The organism is Anaerovorax odorimutans DSM 5092, from assembly GCF_000426305.1.
Taxonomy (GTDB): domain Bacteria; phylum Bacillota; class Clostridia; order Peptostreptococcales; family Anaerovoracaceae; genus Anaerovorax; species Anaerovorax odorimutans.
Genome location: NZ_AUFC01000013.1, coordinates 68,404 through 92,461, shown reverse-complemented (window position 1 = coordinate 92,461; position 24,058 = coordinate 68,404). Strand labels below are relative to the sequence as shown.

Annotated in this window: 34 protein-coding genes; all 34 read right to left on the bottom strand. The window is 31.6% G+C overall.

Features of this window, described 5'->3' with window-relative positions:
• Nucleotides 1-645, bottom strand: a 645-nt coding sequence (locus K292_RS16205) for a fibronectin type III domain-containing protein (RefSeq protein ID WP_037372645.1), incomplete at its 3' end; no start/stop codon positions are given.
• 473 nt (nt 646-1,118) lie between these two features.
• Entirely contained in the window at nt 1,119-1,295 is a 177-nt protein-coding gene (locus K292_RS19535; protein ID WP_408605246.1) for an Abi family protein, read from the bottom strand.
• Nucleotides 1,296-1,603: 308 nt separating this feature from the next.
• Nucleotides 1,604-1,876, bottom strand: a complete 273-nt coding sequence (locus K292_RS0106200) for a phage holin (RefSeq protein ID WP_037372644.1) — start codon at nt 1,874-1,876, stop codon at nt 1,604-1,606.
• Nucleotides 1,877-2,188 carry a hypothetical protein gene (locus tag K292_RS0106195; RefSeq protein ID WP_027399108.1) on the bottom strand — a complete coding sequence of 104 codons (312 nt, stop codon included), beginning with the start codon at nt 2,186-2,188 and terminating at the stop codon, nt 1,877-1,879.
• 9 nt (nt 2,189-2,197) lie between these two features.
• Nucleotides 2,198-2,833 carry a M23 family metallopeptidase gene (locus K292_RS17780; protein ID WP_051280428.1) on the bottom strand — a complete coding sequence of 212 codons (636 nt, stop codon included), beginning with the start codon at nt 2,831-2,833 and terminating at the stop codon, nt 2,198-2,200.
• Between the two features lie 92 nt (nt 2,834-2,925).
• On the bottom strand, nt 2,926-3,900 hold the full coding sequence (locus K292_RS19620; RefSeq protein ID WP_027399107.1) for a hypothetical protein: 975 nt from the start codon (nt 3,898-3,900) through the stop codon (nt 2,926-2,928).
• A 10-nt stretch (nt 3,901-3,910) separates the two neighbouring features.
• Complete coding sequence (locus K292_RS0106180; protein ID WP_027399106.1) at nt 3,911-4,531, bottom strand: hypothetical protein; 621 nt, start codon at nt 4,529-4,531, stop codon at nt 3,911-3,913.
• Between the two features lie 3 nt (nt 4,532-4,534).
• Nucleotides 4,535-5,077, bottom strand: coding sequence for a putative phage tail protein (locus K292_RS0106175; protein ID WP_027399105.1), 543 nt, complete (start codon nt 5,075-5,077; stop codon nt 4,535-4,537).
• A 3-nt stretch (nt 5,078-5,080) separates the two neighbouring features.
• On the bottom strand, nt 5,081-6,097 hold the full coding sequence (locus K292_RS0106170) for a baseplate J/gp47 family protein (protein ID WP_027399104.1): 1,017 nt from the start codon (nt 6,095-6,097) through the stop codon (nt 5,081-5,083).
• Nucleotides 6,097-6,489, bottom strand: a complete 393-nt coding sequence (locus K292_RS0106165; RefSeq protein ID WP_027399103.1) for a DUF2634 domain-containing protein — start codon at nt 6,487-6,489, stop codon at nt 6,097-6,099. Before K292_RS0106165 ends, K292_RS0106170 begins: the two co-directional genes overlap by 1 nt.
• The gene (locus K292_RS16195) at nt 6,486-6,818 is read right to left on the bottom strand and encodes a DNA helicase (protein WP_245570835.1); all 333 of its coding nucleotides are present in this window, start codon (nt 6,816-6,818) and stop codon (nt 6,486-6,488) included. The genes K292_RS0106165 and K292_RS16195 overlap by 4 nt, the downstream gene beginning before the upstream one ends.
• Nucleotides 6,815-7,753 carry an XkdQ/YqbQ family protein gene (locus tag K292_RS0106155; RefSeq protein ID WP_027399102.1) on the bottom strand — a complete coding sequence of 313 codons (939 nt, stop codon included), beginning with the start codon at nt 7,751-7,753 and terminating at the stop codon, nt 6,815-6,817. Before K292_RS0106155 ends, K292_RS16195 begins: the two co-directional genes overlap by 4 nt.
• Before the next feature lie 11 nt (nt 7,754-7,764).
• Nucleotides 7,765-8,430 carry a LysM peptidoglycan-binding domain-containing protein gene (locus K292_RS0106150; RefSeq protein ID WP_027399101.1) on the bottom strand — a complete coding sequence of 222 codons (666 nt, stop codon included), beginning with the start codon at nt 8,428-8,430 and terminating at the stop codon, nt 7,765-7,767.
• A complete protein-coding gene (locus K292_RS16190) occupies nt 8,430-10,337 on the bottom strand; it encodes a tape measure protein (protein WP_084145913.1) in 1,908 nt (635 codons plus the stop codon). Before K292_RS16190 ends, K292_RS0106150 begins: the two co-directional genes overlap by 1 nt.
• Before the next feature lie 181 nt (nt 10,338-10,518).
• On the bottom strand, nt 10,519-10,923 hold the full coding sequence (locus K292_RS0106135; protein ID WP_027399100.1) for a phage tail assembly chaperone: 405 nt from the start codon (nt 10,921-10,923) through the stop codon (nt 10,519-10,521).
• 46 nt (nt 10,924-10,969) lie between these two features.
• Nucleotides 10,970-11,440, bottom strand: a complete 471-nt coding sequence (locus K292_RS0106130) for a phage tail tube protein (RefSeq protein WP_027399099.1) — start codon at nt 11,438-11,440, stop codon at nt 10,970-10,972.
• 17 nt (nt 11,441-11,457) lie between these two features.
• On the bottom strand, nt 11,458-12,495 hold the full coding sequence (locus K292_RS0106125; protein ID WP_027399098.1) for a phage tail sheath subtilisin-like domain-containing protein: 1,038 nt from the start codon (nt 12,493-12,495) through the stop codon (nt 11,458-11,460).
• Between the two features lie 11 nt (nt 12,496-12,506).
• Nucleotides 12,507-12,914, bottom strand: coding sequence for a phage tail terminator family protein (locus tag K292_RS0106120; protein WP_027399097.1), 408 nt, complete (start codon nt 12,912-12,914; stop codon nt 12,507-12,509).
• 514 nt (nt 12,915-13,428) lie between these two features.
• A complete protein-coding gene (locus K292_RS18210; protein WP_084145911.1) occupies nt 13,429-13,566 on the bottom strand; it encodes an XkdX family protein in 138 nt (45 codons plus the stop codon).
• Nucleotide 13,567: 1 nt separating this feature from the next.
• On the bottom strand, nt 13,568-13,894 hold the full coding sequence (locus tag K292_RS0106105; protein ID WP_027399096.1) for a hypothetical protein: 327 nt from the start codon (nt 13,892-13,894) through the stop codon (nt 13,568-13,570).
• Nucleotides 13,895-13,899: 5 nt separating this feature from the next.
• The gene (locus tag K292_RS0106100) at nt 13,900-14,634 is read right to left on the bottom strand and encodes a hypothetical protein (RefSeq protein ID WP_027399095.1); all 735 of its coding nucleotides are present in this window, start codon (nt 14,632-14,634) and stop codon (nt 13,900-13,902) included.
• 183 nt (nt 14,635-14,817) lie between these two features.
• Nucleotides 14,818-14,940, bottom strand: a complete 123-nt coding sequence (locus K292_RS19255) for a hypothetical protein (protein WP_281168535.1) — start codon at nt 14,938-14,940, stop codon at nt 14,818-14,820.
• The gene (locus K292_RS18530; RefSeq protein WP_156900484.1) at nt 14,940-15,098 is read right to left on the bottom strand and encodes a hypothetical protein; all 159 of its coding nucleotides are present in this window, start codon (nt 15,096-15,098) and stop codon (nt 14,940-14,942) included. The genes K292_RS19255 and K292_RS18530 overlap by 1 nt, the downstream gene beginning before the upstream one ends.
• 10 nt (nt 15,099-15,108) lie before the next feature.
• Nucleotides 15,109-17,739 carry a DUF5050 domain-containing protein gene (locus tag K292_RS0106080; RefSeq protein ID WP_027399094.1) on the bottom strand — a complete coding sequence of 877 codons (2,631 nt, stop codon included), beginning with the start codon at nt 17,737-17,739 and terminating at the stop codon, nt 15,109-15,111.
• Between the two features lie 163 nt (nt 17,740-17,902).
• Nucleotides 17,903-18,058: a CD1375 family protein gene (locus K292_RS18525; protein ID WP_156900483.1), complete on the bottom strand. Its 156-nt coding sequence runs from the start codon at nt 18,056-18,058 to the stop codon at nt 17,903-17,905.
• A gap of 3 nt (nt 18,059-18,061) precedes the next feature.
• On the bottom strand, nt 18,062-18,361 hold the full coding sequence (locus tag K292_RS0106070) for a hypothetical protein (RefSeq protein ID WP_027399093.1): 300 nt from the start codon (nt 18,359-18,361) through the stop codon (nt 18,062-18,064).
• A gap of 14 nt (nt 18,362-18,375) precedes the next feature.
• Nucleotides 18,376-19,083: a hypothetical protein gene (locus K292_RS17775; RefSeq protein WP_027399092.1), complete on the bottom strand. Its 708-nt coding sequence runs from the start codon at nt 19,081-19,083 to the stop codon at nt 18,376-18,378.
• A gap of 14 nt (nt 19,084-19,097) precedes the next feature.
• Nucleotides 19,098-20,075 (bottom strand): hypothetical protein, encoded by a 978-nt coding sequence (locus K292_RS0106060; RefSeq protein WP_027399091.1) that lies wholly within the window; start codon nt 20,073-20,075, stop codon nt 19,098-19,100.
• 47 nt (nt 20,076-20,122) lie between these two features.
• Complete coding sequence (locus K292_RS0106055) at nt 20,123-20,656, bottom strand: putative phage tail protein (RefSeq protein WP_027399090.1); 534 nt, start codon at nt 20,654-20,656, stop codon at nt 20,123-20,125.
• A 12-nt stretch (nt 20,657-20,668) separates the two neighbouring features.
• On the bottom strand, nt 20,669-21,757 hold the full coding sequence (locus K292_RS0106050) for a baseplate J/gp47 family protein (RefSeq protein ID WP_027399089.1): 1,089 nt from the start codon (nt 21,755-21,757) through the stop codon (nt 20,669-20,671).
• Between the two features lie 2 nt (nt 21,758-21,759).
• Nucleotides 21,760-22,218, bottom strand: coding sequence for a DUF2634 domain-containing protein (locus tag K292_RS0106045; protein WP_027399088.1), 459 nt, complete (start codon nt 22,216-22,218; stop codon nt 21,760-21,762).
• A gap of 12 nt (nt 22,219-22,230) precedes the next feature.
• Entirely contained in the window at nt 22,231-22,629 is a 399-nt protein-coding gene (locus tag K292_RS0106040; protein ID WP_027399087.1) for a DUF2577 family protein, read from the bottom strand.
• Nucleotides 22,629-23,633 (bottom strand): XkdQ/YqbQ family protein, encoded by a 1,005-nt coding sequence (locus K292_RS0106035; RefSeq protein WP_027399086.1) that lies wholly within the window; start codon nt 23,631-23,633, stop codon nt 22,629-22,631. The genes K292_RS0106040 and K292_RS0106035 overlap by 1 nt, the downstream gene beginning before the upstream one ends.
• A 2-nt stretch (nt 23,634-23,635) precedes the next feature.
• Entirely contained in the window at nt 23,636-24,055 is a 420-nt protein-coding gene (locus K292_RS0106030) for a hypothetical protein (RefSeq protein ID WP_027399085.1), read from the bottom strand.
• Nucleotides 24,056-24,058 lie beyond the last annotated feature (3 nt).

Here is a 24,058-nt window from a genome sequence, read left to right as displayed (position 1 = left end):
ATTATTTACATATCCTATTAATCCTCCTACACTTCCTTTGCCTTGAATACTTCCCGTTCCTTTTATTCCACACCTTTCTATCACACATTCTCTTTCTGTAGTACCTGCTAATCCTCCTACATTATTTCTTCCTTTTATATTTACATTCTCAATTGCTACATCTTTTACACTTCCATTAGAGACTTTACCAAAGAATCCTATATAGTCTTGTGTTTCTTTATTTATACTTAAATTGCTTATCTTATGTCCTTTTCCGTCAAATACTCCGCTAAATGGTACATTCTCACTTCCTATTGGTTCCCATTTTTCGTTTTCTAAGTCGATATTATTTCCAAGTACATACGTTGCTGTTAAATCATTTGCTATTTGTTTTAATTCTTCTTTATTTGTGATTATTATTGTTCCTGTCAAAAGAGTAGATGCGGTAATAGCCTCACTCCATTCTTCAATTACATCTGATTTTTTAGCTCTTACTCTATAAGTATGGTTTGTATTTGGTTGTAGTCCTGTATGTTGATAAGTTAAACTATTACCGTTATCAACTGCTTGTCCATCTATCTCTATGTCATATCCTGTTGCATTTAATACAGCCTCCCATGTCACTGTTATACTTGTTTCTGTTTCTCTTGTTTTTATATTTAACAAAACAAATCCCTCCTATTTTAGTTTTCCTTATTTAAATATATCTTTTGTCAAAATTAAAATAAGGCAATTACAAAATATTAATTTTGTGACCGCCTTATTCTTCAAATATTGGGCAAAAGACAAAAGGATTTTCATACTATCAAATAATTTTAATTCAGCAAAAAATCCCTTTAATTTTTATTATTTTTTTTAAAATACATGCTTAACCTTGAGGTTAAATTCATTTTTTTATTATCTACTTTCATTGCTATTTAATATAACTCAAAAAGAGCAGACCCTTTTTTCAGGAATTCTGCTCTTTTTTATTTTTGGGGGCGTTTTGCAACTGCCCCATAATGGCCTACATTGTTACGCGTCATCGAGAGGCTTTGTAGGATCTGTTACTATATTAATTATCTAAGCCATTATAATGATTGTTACAAATTTCTTTTTTCGTTTCTTTGTCCATTATTAAGAATAATTTAGACAAGGCTCTAAATGAAAATTTCTATATATTCTAATACACGTAATAATAGGCTTCTCAATTCGGAATCAAAATAATAAATTTGCATTACATCATCTAGAGTTATATTTTCATAAAATAATTTATCATCTTTTCTTAATGTAAGTGTATACCCGCTTAACCTATAATAATTATTTCTGCATAATATATATATCTTGCTTTGTTCTTATCCTATATTATTAATCCCCTGGATTCCAATAATTCAATCTGCTCGTCTATACTTTTAAAAGGTTTTAACGTATTCATAAAATTCCTCACAAAAAACAAAAGGCCCACCTTGTTATGCATATAGCAAACTACTACATAGGCTCGGTGGGATCGATTAAATTAATTATACTACAAATGTCATTTTATGTAAAATAGTCAATGAATATTTATGATAGACTTGCCATAGTATATTTTTAGTTTATCTTAAATAAATAAGATTTGGAACATAAATTATAAGCTTAAAAAATTTTAAAAAGGACTCATATAAGTTTTTGCCATTTCACTGTCACCAAGACCTTTAGTTGTAGGATCATTTAACGCATTAAATACACTGACAATAATAGATACAAATACAACCGGATTTTTCACGGCATCAAAGAGTAAGTTAATAAGTGTGCCCCAAGTTGTAATGTCCTTCCACATAAGTCCAAAATAAGCTAATATAGGTCCAATAACAGCTAAGGCTATTTGTGCCCACCATACTGGATTGTTAAATCTTACTTTCCAATTAATTTTATTCATTTAAATACCTCCCATATTCTTTAAATTAGCACTAACTTCCATAAAGTGATCTTCTAATTCATGCTGCATATTTTTTCTGTATTCTAAAGCACTAGTTAATTCTCCATTTATTTTTTCACCTCTAAGACACTTTGCTGTTTGTTCTGCGAGACAACCAATAGCATCAATATTTTTCATAATCAAAAAATTTTCTTTTCTCTGTAACTTAGAGTTTTCTTCACCTTTTGTCTGCCACCTTTGAAACTTACCCAATACTAGCCCGGATAGAACACTGGGAAGTGTAATTGCAGCAATTTGTAAAATATCATTCATATTTACCCCTTATTTGTTAAGTTTTTTAAATACTTCCTTGCCATATTTATAAGCTGAAATATAATTTATAGTATTTAACTGATAATCTTGTGTATTGCCTGACTCCAGCATTTCCTTGAATAGATCTTCATCATATTTATACTGCTCAAGATATGCCATTGTATTATCGTTAAAGCCATACTTAGATTGTACCTTCTTGTAATTCTCGGAATGTATCTTAGGGAAAGAATAGCTTTCAAAATCCTCATATGTAGCATTATAATACTGCATTGATTTACTATTACTTAATATCCAACTGAAATGCAAATGTACACCTGTAGATTGTCCTGTAGTTCCAGTAATGCCAATCTGTTGCCCTGCTTTAACTGACTGTTCGGCTTTTACGCTGAAACTGTCTAAGTGATAATATAATCCATAATGGTTTAAAGATGGATATTCCACATAACAGAAGTTACCGCCATATCTATCTGTACTTACTTTTCTAACAATACCATCTGCTACAGCATAGCAAGGTACTTTCTTACCCCTTGTACCATAATCAACGCCATTGTGCCCCTCATGCTTCTCTGTAACAGGGTTAGTTCTGTATCCGAATGGACTGGTTATGTAATGCGCTGCTTTTAATAACATATCACTGTTTTTCATTATTCAACCTTCTTTCTTAAATGGCAAAGGAGCCCGAAGGCTCCCTATTAGTCTGTAATTGTTTTGAGTTGTTTATTATTCCAATATTATATTTAAATTGCATAAGCAAAAATACCACTGATATATGCATCTCCTGATTCTTGAATAGTTGCACCACCTATGCAGACTACAGTCAATGGCACACCCCCAGTTGACATATCGTCAGTAGAATAACCTCCGCCACTTGTAGTTGTGGTTCCTCCTGACGAAACACCAGTTTGCAGATGTTTTACACTAACAGTGACCTGTGTACCATCACTCCAAGCGCCTGCTTTCTTACAAAGAAATATAGACTGATTTGCAGTAGAAGTGCTATCTGTGCCACTGTTAGGAATAGCACATTTACTGCCAGAATCAATATAATCATATTTCTTTGAGAAATATGTTGTATTGCTAATTGTTGCCATGATGGTATTGTATAAACTATTAAGGCCAGAGTATCCTGCAATTGCTGTACGTGCGTTAGAACTTTTCAATACTGAATTCATTGCTGCTGCACTTGAAGCCACTGCGTTCATGGCTGTTGAGCTTGCTATCACTGCATTCATGGCTGTTGTACTTGCTGCCACTGCGTTCATGGCTGCTGTACTTGCTACCACTGCGTTCATGGCTGTTGAGCTTGCTGCCACCGCGTTCATGGCTGTTGAACTTGCTGCCACTGCGTTCATGGCTGCTGTACTTGCTGCCACTGCGTTCATGGCTGCTAAGTTTGTTATCACTGTGTTCATATCATCATTGGCAACCAACGTAGGTATATCTACAAAGCTCTTTTCCATTATTGCGTTGAGATAGGTTATAAGCCCTTCATCAGCATAAGCACTAGCGTTAAGGGCATCTACACACATTCCATCAACATTACTTCTTAAGCAGTCTGTATATATAGCAAACATGGCTGCTTTGTTTGTTACAAGTTCTCTTGCAAGCACAGGGTCATTAAGTATTCCACGAAGGATACTAACACCCTTATAATAATTACCTTTAAACAATTGATAAAATTTAAAATATTCATTTTGATAATCTGTAATCATATTAACCTCCTTATAGTTTCACTCCATCATCTAAACAAGCAATATAGTGTATTACTCCTGCTAAAAATTGTGTAGCACCTTTAACTACTGTGGCAGTACCTGATGAAATAGTAACCGTAGGCGGTACACTTGTTTGAATAATAGTGGCATAAAAACCTACCTCGGTAACTTGTTTAATGGTTACAGCGGCTTCTACTGTATCCAATACGTTACATGTTACAACAGGTGCTGCTCTAAATAATCTCGGAAAAGGCACATAAGTCCACCCTACGCTTAAGGTTGCAATTCCACTACAAATTGATATATCGTTAATCTCTTGCATAGGTATAGTTGATGTTTGATACATAACATCTTTTTCAAGATTGCTGATTTGTTCATCACTCGCATCAAGTCTATCTCCAAGTTTCTCATAGGTGATATTATTTGCATTTACTCTGGCATCAACTATCTCTGCGTTGCTTTCTCCGGCGTTAATAGTCAATGAATCAAATGTAGTTTCAAGGTGAGTGTTATTATCTTGGATAGTTTTAAGTGTATAATCAATTTTATCAGCATTATAATTCAGGTCTTCTATGTTTCTTGTATCAAGTGGCTCAGGCTGTTTAAAGCCATAATTCTCTGTATATCTCATTTCTTATGCCTCCTTGTAATTTCTTAAATCGTCCCATGTTCCGCCATCATTCCATATTCCGGAATCTGCAGTCCTGCCCCACCAGTTATATGCAAAAGTATGGTCAAAAGCAAGATGTGCAGGTTTTATTTCTTCTATGGCTTCATATATTTTTGTAATATCAATAGAAGTGGGGATCCTATAGTAATCATTAAATTTTATAGTAAATATATAATTGCTATTATCCTCTATAATTTCAGCAGATGCGTTTTCAAATGATTCGATTATATTTTTCAGTAAGCTAATTGTAATAGTGCCATAGTTTCTTATTTTACTTTTAATCCTTGCCCGTCGTGTTTCCATATCAAGTTCATTATTTACACTTATGCCACATTCTTTTTCCCATCTATTCAATGTAAATTCCGCTGTATCTATGAAACATTCATCTATAGTTTTATTAAAAGAATTTTTAATATCAGTTATATCTATACTAAATATTTCTTGCAGTTCCATCATAGTTGTATTGTTATCATATATCGGGGGTAACAAATTCATTAAATCAACCATATTTTATACCTCCGTTAATGTTATTGTACCAATTACAGGTATTTGTTCATCTGTAAGAGTTATGCTAACTGCACCACCGTTAACAAGCAAAGTATCATGATCCTTCACACCCTCAGTCGATAAAAGCAAACTTCCGATTTTTGCATAGCTGATACTGTAAGTATCAAAGATTGTATCTTTCAAATAATCTCCTATGGTTGAAATAAAAGTTGTTTGTACATCTTCAAGCAATTTAGTTCCGTCTAAAGTTACATTTGCAGATATATCTATAGTTTGGCTTATAGGACTTGCAACAGTTACAGTTGCTCCAATAGGTCTTACTGTTTCTATATAGTTATATACTGTTGCCGGTAAAGTTGGCTCTATTTCCATTTCGTTATTTATAACTAATATTTTTACTGTTCCATTACCATTCCAAAGGGGAAAAACTTTAGCATCACCCACGCCGGAAACTTCTAAAGCCCATTTTTTATAATGGTAAACATTTCCTGATGTTGCCGGTGCTTGTACCTTTGAATAAAATCTTTCTCTTAGGTTATCATCTGTTTCTTCATCTGCACCAGAAGTTATAATATCTGTTAGAAATGCTGTAACTCCGTTTACATTATCAATATTTTCAAGTTTGCCGGAATAAGTATTTCCTATTTCTCCTTCTTGCTCACAGATTGCACTGTAAGTCCCTTCCGAAATTAGTTCAATTACTTCATAAGTTGTATCGTTTAAACTCCATCTTGTACCTATATCTATTACACCTGTTGTTTCAATTTTTCTTACTGCAGATGCAGCTTCTTTCCTTGTAAGGCCATAATCAGCGACAACTCTGTCAAGGTATTCTCCTACAGCAGTATCACCAGAAACTAGGTTTAAAAAATTATCTAAATTAAAGTATTGTTCTGCTAAATAATATGCGCAGGGGGCAAGAGCATCATATATTATTGAGCCTTCTCTTTTATCAACATCATTTGTTACCCTGCTTAACATATCGTTTAAAATACTTTCATAAGTATGATCTTCAAACATTAAATAGCCACCCCCCTTGTAATTTTAATTTCACCATAGATACTATTTACATCAAAAGTACAAAGCATTTCATCATCCTTAATAGAGAAATTAAAATTATCAACATATTCAATTCTTTCATCTTGCAATAAACATTCTTCTATTCTTCTTTTTAACTCTACTTGTACATAATCACTATCTTTACCTATAAGGCTTTCAAGTTCTACTCCATAAGAAAAGCTATATATTGGATACTCATACTTTTCTGTATTAAGTACCTTATATATAGCTTGTTTTAAAGCCTCTAATTTATATGTATGACCTTGTATTTTTTTTTCTGATAATTTATATGTTTTTGTAGTTTTCTCTGTTTCTGTAACTTGTAGATCTATACTTATAATTTCGGGAATCATTTTCTGTATACCCCCTTGATTTTAAAACTTGTAAGCTCCATTCCATTGCTGACTTTAATAGGATCAATGCTTATCCTCATATCTTTGGTAACAGGCATAAGACCTATCACTTCTACAATATAAAATTCCTGCCCACCGTGATTTCTTATAAGCTTTACTTCATCATTAACAGAAACAAAATTTTTTAAATTGCCTTTAACTAATTCATTTGGTATAGTAAGTTTATCGCTTACTTTTATTCCTTCCTTTAACACTACGCCATTTATCATATTGCATAATTTTACGTTGTTTAAATAGTTTTGTACTATATTTTTTATCTCATTTATCAAATAACCACCTCCAGCTTCATTGTGTGGTTTGGTAAAAATGTATGTGTTACTTGTTTTACTATTAATCTTTTACTTATGTCTATATCCTTTATATATACGTAAAAACTTGATCCAGCTCTAATACTTGCATCACCTAAACATTCAAGGTTTAATGTCTCGTATTCTCTGTTATATAATTTTAACAGCATATCAGCTTTTGACTTTGCTTGTGCTGAATTAGTATCTTTATCTACAGCTTCAAAATACTGCAAAAGTCCATACTTTTTAATTGAAAAATCATCTTTTGCGTCGACCATTTGGCTGCTGTTTGAATCATCGCCTTTTATATAAATTTTAATTTGGTTATAAAATTCATCATCAATAGATTTTTCATAACTATATCCGTAGCAAAGCCTCTTGTCACCTAATATAAGGTTAGTTTTAAGATTTTCTAAGTTCCTTAATGTTATCAATCCGAATTCATCTCTTAAAACATATTTTTTACCTTTAGATATTAAAGTATCACTAATAGCGGTGTAGATAATATCTAGCCATGTTTTATCACTTTGAACGCTTGTAGCCAGCTTATATCCAGTATTTTCTACTGTTCCTTTTCTAAGATTAAAATAGTTACACATTTTGTTTACTAAAGTTGCTATTGTATCTTTATTAGCAACAATAGTATCTTTTGCTTTACAATACCTAAGTTGATCATATGCAGTGATATTTATTTCGCTTTTGTCATCTCTGCTTACTTTAAATACAATACCATTAAAAATATTAGTATTGTTATACTTAAACCTTACAGCACTGCCATTTTCTATTATTAAGTCATCATTTATATATGAAAATTCCAGCTTACTACAGCCATCATTTAGTTTGTCGGTATATGTAACCTTTGTAACCAATTCACTAATCTCATAAAACCGGTCATTTACTTTAACTAAAAATTCCATGTAATCACCGCCTAACTGGGAATAGTAAATACTTGCCCTGGATAAATCAAAGATGGATTTTTAATTTTGTCTTTATTGGCATTATAAATTTTAGGATATTGCAATCCGTTTCCGTAATAGATTTTAGCTATTCTCCAAAGACTGTCACCTTTAACTACAGTATAAGTTTTATTTGCTTTTGGATTTACATCTGCGACAGATTTTGTTTTTTCAATAGTCGCAGTTGTGGAACTAGTTTGTATTACTTTACTCTTTTTTCCATATTCTTTATATTCTATTAAGTTGAAAGAAACATATTTATCGCCTTCTTCGCCAGCCTTTTCGGTAATATTAAGTTCTGTAATTAGGGCCAAAGTATCAATGTTTTCTCCAATCCCATTTTTTACAATAAATCTTATGTGGACTTTTTCTTTACGCCATTTCTCAAACAAGTTTAAATAATAGTCAGAGTTTTTAAACCCATTGCGGTTCTGTGCATAATGAATATAATTATATGGGAATTCACATTCAAAGCTATATCCTTTTAATTCTGCATTAGTAGGTTCAACAATCTGTCCTAATTCTAATACATTGTATTTTTCTGTAGCTAGTGAGGATTTTACTTCTATTTGTTCAGGATTTACAGGCAGTTTATAAGTATTACCGTTATAGTCAAAAAAAACTGAGTAATTACTCATTAATACACCCCCTCGCTTGCGGTTGCAATTTCTTCTTGAAGTATCTTTGCAATTCTTCCGTATAGTTTATCGCTATCTGCTGTTTCGTGCACATCTCCAAAAGTTACTTGTATGTTTGGCGCAAGTGTTGCAGTACTAAATTTATTAATATAATCTCTCTCGGCTATATCTCTCAGATAACTTAAATCCTCTTCTGACATATCAACATTTACGGTTCCATTTGCCCCTGTTCCATTAACTGCTAACGGATTACTGCCAGATCCTAAACCATTTAAATTATCATTCAATCCGGTCCCTGTTAATGTATCACTATATGTACCCAAATTACTTAAATCAGATTTTTTATTTTTTCCTGTCAGTGAATCAGCAAATGAGGAAAATTTATTCTCAAGCTTTTCACCATTAGTCATAGCAGTATTCCAAGCATCTGTATAATTAATTCTTTTATTAATAGTCGGTGCATCTCTATCAAGAGTTATGGCATCGTCATTTTTGCCCCAGGAAATAACTTTGTCTTGTAGTTTAGAAAGCCCGGAAGTCCAATTTGTACCAAAAATAGCATCTATGATCTTTGTTACAACTTTTCCAAGAGATAAAAACCATGAAATAATTTTACCAAGCAAGTTTGCAACTGCACCACCAAAACTATTAAAACCTCCATTGAATACATTCAGAACCCATTCTATTATTCCAATCCAAGGCTGCGCAAAACTCGTCCATAAAAGCTGAATAACTGAATTGATTACACCTATAACTGTATTAAAAATGAAAGCACCCAAAACGGCAAATGCACCTAAAATAAGACCTGTTGCACTTAAAGACGTACCTGCAAATTGATTTATCGCTGCAATCACTGCATAAAAAATGGCTACCAGTGCTATTATTGCAATTAGTATCCACGATATAGGACAAGCTGCAAGCGCTGCATTAAATCCTTCTTGTGCTACAATCAAAGCTAAGATAGCTGCATTTTCTGCCCAAGATGCAACGGTATGAGCTACCTTAGCTGCAGTATCTTGTATTGTTGTCAGCCATGCCATTGCCATCTTTGCATTATATACTAGTAATGCTCCTATAATCCCCCATATTATAGGGGATATTATGCTCCAGTTATTAACAAAAAACGTTCCCACTTTAGATATTATACCAATTAAAAACTGTATAACACTTGATACAACATTTAAGCCTCCCACCAGACCATTTATAAAATTCTGAAATCCGTTAGTGTTAATTATCTTATTAATACTTTCCATAACACCGCCAAAAGCCAATATACCTTTATCTTTTATGGAATTCCAATAATCTCCGAATGTCATAGGCATTTGAGCAAATTTATTATCAATATCATTAGAAGCAGCAAACAAAGCACCCTTTATAATATCAGCTGTCAGTGTCCCTTCTTCAGACATTTGCTTTAATTCATCTTTACTTTTTCCAGTATAAGCTTCTATAGATTGTTCAAGCATCGGAGCAGTCTTCATAGTAGAATCAAAATCGCTGCCCTGTAGATTTCCTGATCCCATAGTCTGCGTTAATTGGTACATACCATCAGTTTGATCTTGTGTACTTGAACCACCTAGCTTAAATGATTTTTCCATTAATTCAGCAAATTTTATAGTCTCATCATTTGAACTGAATGAGCTGCCTGCAATTGTATTCAAATTAGCCACAGAATCAGCCATATTAAAGTACGAACCCCTTGACCTGTCTGCAGCAGCAAAAATTTTATTTTGCAATGCTGCCTGTGTTTGAAGTCCATCATTTATTTGCTTCACTCTAGACTGAGTATTAATATATTTATCTGCCAAGTCCATTCCTTTTAATACTTTGTCCGTTACTTCAATTTCCCCAATAAATTTACTTATTCCACCACTATAAAGTGTCTTCATATCTGATATAGTCGCCATTACCTCCTACCCCCTTTCGCTTTTGATTTTCTTGCCTCTTCTTTTTCTTCTTCCCACCTTGAATAAATACTTCCATATACAAAAGCTTTTTCTTCTTGGCTCATGTCAGCTAAAATGGATGGTAAAATATGAAGTTTTTGCAGAGCGAAGTGTGCAAAAACAAATTCTTGATCGCCCTGCTTTATTCGTTTTTTACTTCTTCGATCTCATCGTTTATATCATTATCAAGTCCGCTTAATTTCTGCACTTCAATAGATAAATTTGCATATTCACCTACCAATAACATTTTTTTCAATAAATTTGTTTCTCCGAATACGCCATAAGCTTTTTGTAATTCAGAGTTTGTAAGATCCGGTGATACAACTGCAGAAGCAGTTAGAGCTTGTGTGTATTCAGCTTGTTTAAAAGTTTCTATTCCCTTTTTATCTTTTTTTGTATACTCTTTTATTAATTTACTGTTCTCATCCTGCGTAATAGGTCTGATTACAAACGGAACAACTTTACCGTCATCCTTAAATCTCTCAGAAATATAAACCTCTTTATTTTCTACCTGTATAGGGTTTAAAAATGCATTTAATGAACTCATATGTACCTCTCTTTCATAAAAGGGAGCTTATTATCTCCCTTTTAAACTATCTGTAATTTTCCGGTAAATCAAAAGAACTCAATCCTTCAATAGTATCAAATGTAAAATCAGTATCAAAGGTAATTGGATCGTCTGAATCATCACTAAGTGAAGCTGCAGGAACAGAATTAATAATAACATTTCCAAGAACAACTTCTTGTCTTCCAACAGTAGACTGTAAATCTTCATTGTAAGTTTGAATTGTTATAGGTGGATAAGTTCCGTTTTTAAGGTATGTTAATGCTTGCTCCAGCAATTGACTGTTTGCAAAATACATTGTCATACTTCCCGTACCTTCTGCACCTACAACCTTATGCTGTGTCATTCTAGTTCCCAGCATCCTCTTAGATGCAACTGTATGCTCTATTTGTGCAGTAATAGATGATAACTCAAAAATTTCTCTATTTTGCCCATTAATAGTAATAAAAGCCTTTCCCTCATGTGAGGATAAAGTATCAGCTAGTTTTGTATATGCCATGTTTTACCCCTTCTTTCTTATGCTAAATTAACAGTAATATAAATCTTTTCCGCACTGTCAACAGGCTGTATGTTACAGCTAATTACAACGGCATCAGAATCAGATCCGGCAGATACTGTTATATCATTAGCACTAAACTTTCTTATTGCTGATAAGTCTTGTACTGTATTGAAATAATCAATTAAATAAGCTCTGAGCAACGCTCTGCCGTCATCATCATTATTAATCTTTCCAACATAGTTACTTTCAAAAATCTCTACTATGTCATTGTTTATGCCATCAATAGTCCGTATAAACTTATTTTTGCGGAATAAATTACTTTTTTCTGTAGTATAAGTTGTAAGCGAATTAATATCATACACAGCACTTACATTTTGAGAAGAATCTACTTTTAACACAAACTTCCCTTCTGTAATGGCTGCTTCCATTTCAGTTTTAGTCATTCTTGGTACTACATCTATAGCACCTAAATATGTTTTTCCTGTGTTTGATTGATTGATGTTTGCACCAGCAGTAATGCCAGCAACCCAAGCTGTAGTTTGGGCCGCAGTCAATGTTGTTTCATCAGATAATTTAATACCTTGTACCACATTAATAACCGCCTCTGAATCTGCTGCATAATTGCTTAAAACAGCCTGTATTTTAACTCCATCATCATTACGCATAGATTTTACCCAAGTAGATATAACCTGTTGATTAGCTTCTGTTTCATAAGGATAACATAATGTATTAAACTCAACAGTTTTTAAAGTTTCCAAAGCTGTGTTTAATACTGTATCTGTATGTGATGTTCCTAAGTTATAAACTATAACTGTCTTCGCTCCTTTTAAAGCTTCATTTGCAAGTAATTTCTCTGTATCTTTCACTCCATCAGGATATTCACTTTTATCTGATGCAGAAACAGCGTACATATCACCTGCATTTCCTACGCTCATTTCTTGTAATAGTATAACGATCCCGCTATCTCCGGGAGTAATAGAAAGTGGTGTATTAGTCAAAAAATTGACATATGCACCGGGTAATACTTTATTTTGTGTTGTCCATGTTCCAGCCATGATTTAACCTCCTATAAATTTTTATTTGTAATTTGAGACTGCATTTTTGTACCAGTCTCCTGTACCATTTCTGAATATTTGATATCAAAAGTAAAATGCAATACATCATCTGTAATCTTAGCCTGCTTATTTAATATTCTGTAGCCTCCAACTAAATCAAAAGCTCTAAACAGATTTATCTGCATATTTAAACAATCTGTTTTTATTTTTTCTTTTGATTCAGAACTAAAAAAAGCCACATCAAAAGATAAATGGCTTTTGTATTTTTGGTTTATTCTTTTTTTATATTCTTGATTTGTAACAGAGATTATAAAATAAGGTGCATTAACCTCTGACGGTACGTATTCATCGTAAACCTTATACGTTGAATACAGTTCATTTAGTTTATCAGTTATAGACATCTTTATGTCATTTATCATGCTCTCATTTTGTCCTCCTTCCTTATTATTCAATTTGTTTTGCAGCTTTTCAAAATATTAATTTATATTTGCAAGAAAAATCACATCCGACAATAAGATCTATACAATACCATAAAAAAATTATTATGTTATGTAGAAAAGATTTTAATAAACTAGTTAATTTTTGTCAGTATTATATAAATTGAAATTACTTTTTAGATTCAGTTATTTATAATTATTTTTCAATTTCTGAAATATTTAATAATCCCTTTATCTTTTTATATTTATATAATTATTCTATAGTAAATAAAGAAAACAGACCTTATTAGCTGCCTTGGACTAATCTAATATTTAATTTCAATAAAATATTTTCTTTATTAACTAAATCTGTAATTAATTTTGCATATTCTACACTTCTTACATTTCCTTTTTGTGAACATGAAATTAGCATTTTATATCGATGGTTTATATTTATTTTTTTATTTTCCTCCTGAACAAATCACTACTATGTTACGCATAAATAATCTTATGTTCATTACCCTTTGTAATCTTCGCCAGTAATGCCCTTGTACTGTTCTGCTGTTAATACAGTTAATAGTACTAACCTTTGTAATTGTTCCTTAGTACACCAATGTTTTTTATATCTATCATCCCACTTCTCAAAATCAGTCATATTATATACCTCCTAATTGTAATTCTAACAGTTGAATTTCTAACTCACTTATTTGCATACCTTGGATAGTTTCCTGTATTTCACGTTCTGAAAGCTCTGCCCCTTGTTGTTGATTTTCTTCCTCTAGTTGGATTGCTTTACGCTCCCCTATTGGTTTTAATACACTAAGAACAGTTTCATCTTCCCTAACTGTTATATCATACTCTTTAAGGTTTATTGAAGTGAAAGTATGTATTTTTATATAGGATACTCCATCCTTGAGTTCTACAGGTTTTTCTTTTTGCACTTCGACAACTTCGCCTATATCTCTACGGTAAATAAGATACATATGAATCACCTCAATTCCTTAACTAATGATAAGTATTTAACTGTAAAGGCTGTTATAATATAGGTTGTGCTAGTCGCACCGAAACTAATATAATATGAGCCCGTTAAATCAGATATTGGTAATGTGATGATTTTACCATCCGAGAATGAAACAGACTTGACAGCTACATAACCAAGAGAATCTTTGGTAAGTCTAAGCAATCCTCTTGCTTCGTAGTAACTACTACCACCAGGATTTAGAACCTCAAATTGTACAAAATTAAAATTTGTTAAATCAATCGGATTTTGAGTAACAATAGTTGCTTCGTAGTCCCCAGCGCTTGGGGTTTTATCGAGGGTTACCCCAATGTCATTGGGGCTTGTATTTATAATGGGGCTTCCTTTTTTATAACCTGTAACAAAAGGGATAGTTGTCACATTATCGTAGATTAACTCCTTAACTTCCTTAATGTCCTCCCATTGAGCAGTACCGTCACTACTCCAACTTAAAACTTCCCCAAGTTTTCCACCACTAGGAATATGTTTGTAACCTGCGGTTGTTGGGTGGAAGTATGGGACTGGAAGTTGACTTAATTTAATATGCCCTGCTTTATCTTGTGTAGCCATATCTGCTTTATGCGAATCAAAATTCCCCGACACAATGCTGATTTGTTCTATACAAGTATCTGAGGTTTGTTTTATATCATTTATTTTATTACTTAATACAGGATGTAACTCATCCTGTGTAATTGATCCATTCATGTAATTTTTCCTTTCTTTAATTATTGTTCAACAATCATTGTTTTTCTCTCCAATGTATATAATAATTGAATTTAATATTTGCATTTTTTAATTCTTCTTTTGATATTAAAATCATATTTCTTAAATAAAAAAGGAACAAAGATTAAATCCTCATTCCAGATAAATGTGATATTTTATATTAATTTATTCAAAAATATTATTATACTCTTCTTGTGTAATAACTTCTAAATTTAATAAAGTGTCTATATATTCTTTTCCTCTAATATTCAACATTCTTTTAAGAAACCTTACATAATACATTCTCATTATGAATTACCTCCTAGTATATCTGCTACTATCATTTCCATATCTGATATTTTTTGTTTTAATTCTGCATTTTCTATTATTAAATCAAGCATGATATTTTCATTATCATTGGTTATCTGTTTTTCTTTTATAATTTCTTTATTAATTATTATTGGCATATTAACCCTCCTAACTTACAGAATAACATAAGCTTTTTAATTCTGTAGATAACCCCTTTACTGTCAAATCTGTTGTTGTGGTATTTAAACCGTCTTTTTTAAACACATATTTTTGTGTATCTATATAATCTAATTCCATATCTATATCATTAATTTGCGACATATAATCTACTATATTAATAGATTGTCCGTCTGTAAGCGTAACTGGATTAGTTAAAGTTAAATTAATATATAAATTATATTTATATAAGTAATAATTATCACTATTATTTCTATAATAAATGACACCATTTTCTACTACTATACCATAAGAAATGTCACTATTTAATTGAGTTCTTCCAGTACCATCTGAATTGATTTTATATAAATGACTATTATCACTATAATTGCTATAATAAACAACCCCATTTTCTACTGCCATATGGCTAGAATCATCATTATTTAACTGAGTTCTTCCAGTTCCATCTGAATTTATTTTGTATAGATATTTATTATCACTATTATTTTGATAATAAATGACACCATTTTCTATAGCTATATACTGAGAATCATCACTATTTAATTGAGTTCTGCCAGTACCATCTGAATTTATTTTATATAGATAAAAATAATTATTATTTCCATTGCTATAATAAATAATCTCATCTTCTACTACTATACCACCAGAAATATCACTATTTAATTGAGTTCTTCCAGTGCCATCTGAATTTATTTTGTATAAATGACTATTATCACTACTATTGCTATAATAAATAACATCGTTTTCTACTGTTATAAAGTAAGAACTATCACTATTCAATTGTGTTCTACCTGTTCCATCTGAATTTATTTTGTATAGATATTTATTATCACTATTATTTTGATAATAAATGACACCATTTTCTATAGCTATATACTGAGAATCATCACTATTTAATTGAGTTCTGCCAGTACCATCTGAATTTATTTTGTACAGATGACCACTATCACTACCATTACTATAATAAATAACTCCATTTTCTATAGCTGTATAAACAGAGCCATCACTATTCAATTGAGTCTCTCCAATATCATTGCAATCTGTATTTGTGATTACATTTGTAACATTATCAATAAATAATTTATCCCCAATATTCAAAGCCCTATCTGTAGCTTTTATTGTTATTTCATTACTATCAACTACGTCACCATTTATAGTCACTTTATTAAAAGTATTTGTAAACAATGCTAATTCAACAGTATTAAACGTATCGAAAGTTTGTGGTTGCATTACTAATTCATTTGGTATTATAGATAGTAAACTATAAATTGTATCTACAGTAGTTGTGATAGGGTTTGTTAATGTAAGTTGTTTTGCTGGAATACTTGTATACTTGTATAGATAGTTACCATTACTCTGATTTCTATAATAAACTACTCCGTTTTCTACTACTATATAGTTAGAATCATCACTATTCAACTGAGTTCTGCCAGTACCGTCTGAATTGATTTTGTATAGATAACCATTATCACTATAATTTCTATAATAAACTACTCCGTTTTCTACTGCTATATAGTTAGAATAATCGCTATTCAATCTAGTCTTACCCGTCCCGTCTGAATTGATTTTATATAGATAGTTACCATTACTCTGATTTCTATAATAAACTACTCCGTTTTCTACTGCTATATCGACAGAATTATCACTATTCAAAGCAGTTCTGCCAGACCCATCTATGTTTATTTTATATAGATAGTTACCATTACTCTGATTTTGATAATAAACTACTCCGTTTTCTACTACTATATAGTTAGAATCATCACTATTCAATGAAATCTTACCAGTTCCATCTGAATTGATTTTATATAAATAGCTATTATCACTATAATTTCTATAATAAATAACTCCATTTTCTACTGCTATAAAAGAAGAATTATTACTATTTAATTGAGTTCTACCAGTTCCATCTGAATTGATTTTATATAGATAACCATTATCACTATTATTTTGATAATAAATAACATCATTTTCTACTGCTATATCGACAGAATAATCGCTATTCAAAGCAGTTCTGCCAGACCCATCTGAATTGATTTTATATAGATGATAATTATCATTATTGCTATAATAAACAACCCTATTTTCTACTGCTATATGGCTAGAATTATCTGAATTAATGCTTAAATTGTCATAATATACGCTATTTTCAATAGAAGTAATTTTATTAGCAACTTCATCAACTATCAAATCATCATTTTCTTTTGCAGTGTTCAGTTCTTTTATCTTAACTACATTACTATTAGAAACATCTTCTGCAATAGCTACTTGTCTTTGTTCGGGAGAATTAAAAACTACGTTCCCTGTTCCTGCTGTGTTAACTGTAGCTGTGGTTTTATCCATGTCTATTCCGTTTGTATCAGTAAACACATCATAATATCCAACACCAGTTTTATTAATGAAGTCTATTAAATTTGCTTCTTCTAGTTGAGATTTAATTTCTAATAATTCCATATAATATTTATTTTTTATAGCATTAACTTGACTATTTATATCTTTATCTATATTATTTAATTTATTTTCTAAAAGTTCCCCATTTTCCATAGTAACTGCCGTACTTCTGGTACGAGGTAATACAATATTTCCAGTTTTAGGATCTTGTAACGTTTCTATTTTCGTTACCATATAACAAACATCCTCCTTTACACAATAAAATAATAAAAGAATGATTTATATATCATTCCTTTTATATCTTCTTACTTTTCTCAAAAATTTATATTAAAAAACAGACCTCATTATCTGCCTTAAATTAATTTAAATATTTAATTTTCTTGTTAACAAATCACTATTATGAAGTTATTTCTCCTGTTGCTACATATTTAGCAACAACTGTTCTATATTCTTCTGGTACTATTCTTTTAGTGCTTCCCTCTACTGGATTTAAATCCCACACATTTACTTTAACTAAATATGCATATGCTTTAATCAAATAATCCTTTAACATAAATTAATTACCTCCTTGCAAAGTTTCTAATTGATTACTCAATTCTATAATAGTTTCTGCCATTGCAACCTTTTCAGGGTCAGCAGGTTCTTCTACTATAGTAGGAGTTGCAGAAACAGACTCTTTAAAGTTTCCATCTTCATATGTATATCCAACCTCGACAGATATATCTTCTTCTACTTCAATACATTTATCTAAAAATTCCTTTGAATATCTTTCTTGAATTGGAATATTAGGAAATATTTCAACGAACTCAGGTATAATTTCTTGAACTGTATTTTTTTCTAAATAACAATATTTCATATCTAAACCTCCTTTTACCAAAACACAATAACACAGCCACCAGCACCACCGCCGCCATAAGCTTCATCCCCACCACCAACGTTATTATATCCACCGTTGCCAGCATCCGCATCGCCAATACCCCCACCAGTTATTGTTCCCGATGCACCATTACCATGGTCAGAAGCACCAGCTCCACCACCACCAACAGATACTGTTATTGCCACTAATGTTGTCAGTTTGTGTGTCGCATATTCTACTTTCCCACTATTACCACCATAAGTACCACTATAATTACTACCGCCACCGCCACCAGCACCATAGCCGCCACCACCTTGTCCGTAACCGGTATTTCCACCACCAAATGAAACGCCTTCATATTTATTTCTAGCATGACTTGGCGAATTTGCTCCTGCCGAACCTACGCTTGGTCGAGAAGGTGCATATGTTCCTGCCACAATACTAGTTGGTAAACCGCCCCAATCATTTACACCTAATATAAATCCACCGCATCCACCTACATTTGAAGTATTATCGTTTATATATTGCCCACCATTTGGGCTACCTCCAACAGCAGATACAATATTGCCAAACGATGATGTTGCACCAGAACCACCATAATAAGGCTCATGTCCACCACCTTGTCCACCGCCTACACAAATTACATCTAACATATCGCCCACTTTTAAACCATAATCAGCAGGATTAAAAACCCCACTTGCTACAAACATTTTCATTCCCATATCAATTTCCTCCTTTATAAACTCTTTGCTCTTATTGGGTCAAATCCAAATCTCATAAACAATTCAAATGTACTGTATCTACTATATTCTAAATTTGCCCCTATAATTTTTTTAGGAGCATAAGTAAAAAAACTCGTTTCATATACAACCTCCACAAAACCTTTGTCAAGACTTGTTACATTTACACCATCTATGTCTTTAAGTGGTAATGAAGTATTACCCCCATCTAAAGATATGGTTATATCACCATTTAAATCATTATCTAATTTAAAATATAATCTGTTTATATTTGATTGTTTTTGTATTATTATTTGTGTATCTACAATAGTTGGTGTTTGGTATGCGTTATCTTCTGCAATACTGCTGATTTGTTCAGAACAATTATTAACTTTTGATTCAATATTATTAATATCTGTTGTTGTTGCAAAATAATTAATATTATGTCCATCTAAAGTATCTGCATTTATCGGCAAAGGTTCTGTTGGTATGGCATCTGTAGCAATTACAGCATTTTCTAAGATATCAGCGATATTATTATCAAGTTTATTTTTTGTTATAGTTCCATCTTGAATACTCTGCCCATCACTAAACACTAAATTATTAATTTGATTTCTAGTTACTGTAAAATAAAATAATTTCGGTTGTTCTGCGCTGCCTTCCCAAACACCATCTACTATATCTATACTTTGATTATCTGAATTAATTGTATAGTGTGCACCTTCATATAATAAAGTTGTATTCATAGACACTTCTAAATCATCTGTATCATGATTAAAAGCTGTTATTTCTCCTGTCATGAAATTTACATTGGTTGTTTGACTAACAATAGTTCTTATTCCGTGTAATTTAGTTACTGTAACTCCCTGCGTTTTAAACTCTGTATCAATTTTATCCCAATTTTCATTAAGCATTTTATGAATATTAAAGGTATCGTTACCATCTGTTGTTGGATCTGCTTTATACAATTTTAGATTTTTTGTGAGTTCACTCATATGACCCTCCCTTTCTATTACATTAAATCAGAATAATTTCTTCAGTTTTATCCTGCAAAATTATCTAATGTCATTGCTTGTAATTGATTTATTGTCATTACATTATGAATATCTTTGATTAATAAATATTTAAATACATAATTCACTAATAAATGACACGGTTTTGCTTTATCTATTTCAACTTTTAAACTTTCCAGATCTGTAGGTGTACCAAATTCACCAATAAATTTAATAATAATCTTTCCATCTATAAAGGAAACATTAATTTCTCCGTTTTTCCAACTATCAGCAATATTCTGCAATAACTCAATATCTGATTTACCGCTATTTTTCCATCTGGCTTCGATTAAACTGTTCTTTTCTGCCTGTGTTAATATAGGATTTAATTTTATATTCAATTGTTTTGCTATAACATCAGCACCCCAAGTCATAGTATCAAACCAGAACTGATTATATAAGTCGTGCAAACCTTGTTCTACAACATCTATTTCAGTGCCTATAGATTTACATAATTCTTGAATGTATTCATCTTGCCTAATCAATTTATTAAGGTTATTAATTAATCTCTCTTTTGCAATCATAATTACCACCCCTTATACAAATTGAATTTCATCTAATACTGCTACTTGTCCATCAGATATGTTAATATTAGCTGTAGTATCATTGATTATCAAAGAATTGTAATCATCTACACCATCAGCCTCCAATACTAAAGCTCCTATTTTAGCATAAGATACAAACATGTGATTTTCATCAAAAGCTATGGATTTTAGATACTCTTCTATTTTATTAAATATATTTGATTTTACTGTATTACCATCATATCCAGCAGCTTTTACTATATCTATCTTTACTGTTATCGATAATCCTTCTGCACTTTCAACAGTACAGTATGCTCCTATTGGTGCTTTGCCTTTACCTGTACCCCATGAAATATTATCTTCACCTTTGGGATCTATATATTCTTGTACTTCTTGTACTAATTCGTTAGCTGCCGGCTGCATGTTGCTGTCTATAATAATAACTTTTACTGTATTGGCACCATTCCATAATGGTTTTACCAATGCATTGCCTACGCCTTCTATTTCTTTTGACCATTGTAAATAGTGATAAATATTTCCACTTGTAGGAGGTTTTTGCAGTATTTCATAATATCTTGTTCTTAAGCTTTCATCCGTCTCTTCTTCATATCCCCCCATACTTGGTTCTTTATTAATAATAGAAGTAATCCCTGATATTGTAATAGGCATGCTTATTATGGTATTTGCGCCAACGTTTCCCATGGCACCAGCTATAACTGATTTTGCCTGAATAATCCCAGCTTCCTCTATAATCTTTGTTTCGGTGCTGATAAATTGAGTATTATTAGAGGTAGCAAATAGATCTCCTATATTGATTGCTCCTGTACCTGTTATATTTAATGTTACAGTCGCATATGTAGCCTCTTTTCTGATAATCCCTTTTCTCTGTTTGACATATTTAGTTAGTTCTTCACCACTTAGATTGTCCACATCTGTTTTATTGAATAATTCTTGAATAACTGTATATATCTTAGCAAGTTCTATGCTATTGGTCTTTATTAGATCTCCTGTAAGAAAGCCTGTACTTTTCTCATAATCATCAGATATATTATTAAGCATATCTTCATTTATCTGATCTTGAGTCTTTATTGAAACAGCCATTTCTATATCACCACGCTTTCTTGTATTGTTGCACTTGTTTCATCTATTAAATTAACTGTCAAAACAACGTTTAATGTTGTCCCTAATATATGGGCACTAAAGTCAATTACATCACTTATTACATCAAGTGCTTTAATCTTTTCTGTGATTTCCCTTTTAAGTTCAGAATGTATAAATCCCTTATCTAAATCTCTATATCCTAAATAATTAAAATAAGTCATTCCAAATCCTGTATCTTTATAAACTCTGTATTTTTCATACTGCGTATTAAGAAGTACCTTTATGTATGTCTGTACTTTTTCTTTAATTGTTTTAGCTTCTACCGGTTTTCCGTTTTCCATTCTTACAATAGCCTTGCCATTATTAAAATCCATTATAAAAACCCTACCTAAAGAGATAGGGCTTTCAGTTTCTTCATTAGTTGTTTCTATGTTGTTATCAAAATCAAATGTTGGGAACATATTCCCTACCTCCTATAATTTTGTTATCTTATCTATAATAAACCACTTGCTTTCATCTTCACTATGCTGCAATAATACATAGTCACCTATAGTCAAACCATTTGTATAGGTAATTGTACAGGTTTGTTCATTAAGTGTGTTTACATTAACTGCATGAGTGTGTGGTTCTATCCCGCCTTCCGCTGTATTTGTATTAAACTTTATATTTCCGGTTATTGCAGCTTCCCTGGTATAACCTATCAGCAAAGAATTGCAGCAATACAACTCATCTTTTGTTAAAATTGCATTCCCATCTAATATGATTACTTTAATGTCGGGTAAATCTGCAGCTACTTTACCCACAATGTTGCCTATGCGGGAATTATTATCTCTCTTTTTAAATTGTTTTGCCAGTTCTACTTCCCATGCCATCAAATCACCACGCTCTCAATTGTTAAATCCATAGTATGAACTCTATTACTGTAACTATGACTGCAGTCTTTAACCAAATAATTACCCGACAGCTTAGTTATAGGTTCTTCAATTTTTAAGATTCTGCCGGATTTAACTAAATCATTACCAAGTAATGTTATACTTGTACTCTCTGCAATATTATTAAGTTCTTTCAATTTATTTTGAGCTATATTATTTGCTTGCGGCATATCTTTACTCTCTGCAGAAATTGTCTCTTGCAATAATCCGTAATTATTAATGCTTGTTCCATCATTGACTTCTGCATATACACTCATATTGCTTTCTTCATTAGAAGTTACTACAATACTGTTTCTCATATCTTGTATATTTCTCTGTTTGGAGATATTTCCCATAGCTTTAGTCACATCAAAACCGGCAAGATTTGAAGCCGGCTTGTATTTAGCTGTTACAATCAAGTCTCTTATATCAGCAATATATAATTTCCCTTGATACATTTCAGTAATATATTTATTCCCAGTCTCCTGAATTGCTCTTTCTAACAGATCATTAAAAATTTCTGCTAGGGTGTTATCTTTATATATCTTACTTACTTGTATATTTATCTGAGGTATGGAATAAATCTGTAATCCATTTAATTGGCTTAACCTTGTAATTGCACCTGTTACTGTTTCTTTATTAATTTGAATTGGTTTTAACTTACTTTTATTCAAATAAAACATATAATCGTATGCTGTATAACTTCTTCCTGTTTTTCCTTGTATATCTTCATCCGTTATAATTCCACGAAAGATCTCTGTCTTGTTATTAGTAAGTATTAATTTATTCCCAAGCTCAACAATATCTTTGCCTTTCATATATTTTTCATCTGATTGTGCTTTGTTGAAGGTTAATTCTATACCTAATGTATCCATACTGTCTCTCCAACTTAAATCACCAATCATAGATGTAATATTATATTGTTTATCATTTTTGAAAAGCATTAATTTATAATTATCTACCATAATTAAATACCTAGATCTACAAATCTATATTCTTTAATTTCTAAAGAATATCCTATATCATTATTTTCTCGTACAGTATATGTAAAATTATCTACCGTACATGGAATATTTAATATTTCTTTTCCATTATCAGTAATTACTAATCTAATAGGAACTCGTTTATCTCTCCATTTTGAGAAAAAATCCACATAAGACCATCCATCTGAGCTGCTTCCCTTTTTAAGAAAATTATATTTATGTGTTGGAAAAATAGAGGCTATACTAAGACTTCTTAATCCTAAGTCGCCTATGAGATTTAAAGTCCCTGCATTGACAGTGGTAAATTCTGTATTTGACTGCGCTTGAGCTATTTCTATATCATTAGGAACAATAGGAAGAACTTTAAACTCTTCATTATTGTTTGCACTAAAAATTATTTCCATAAA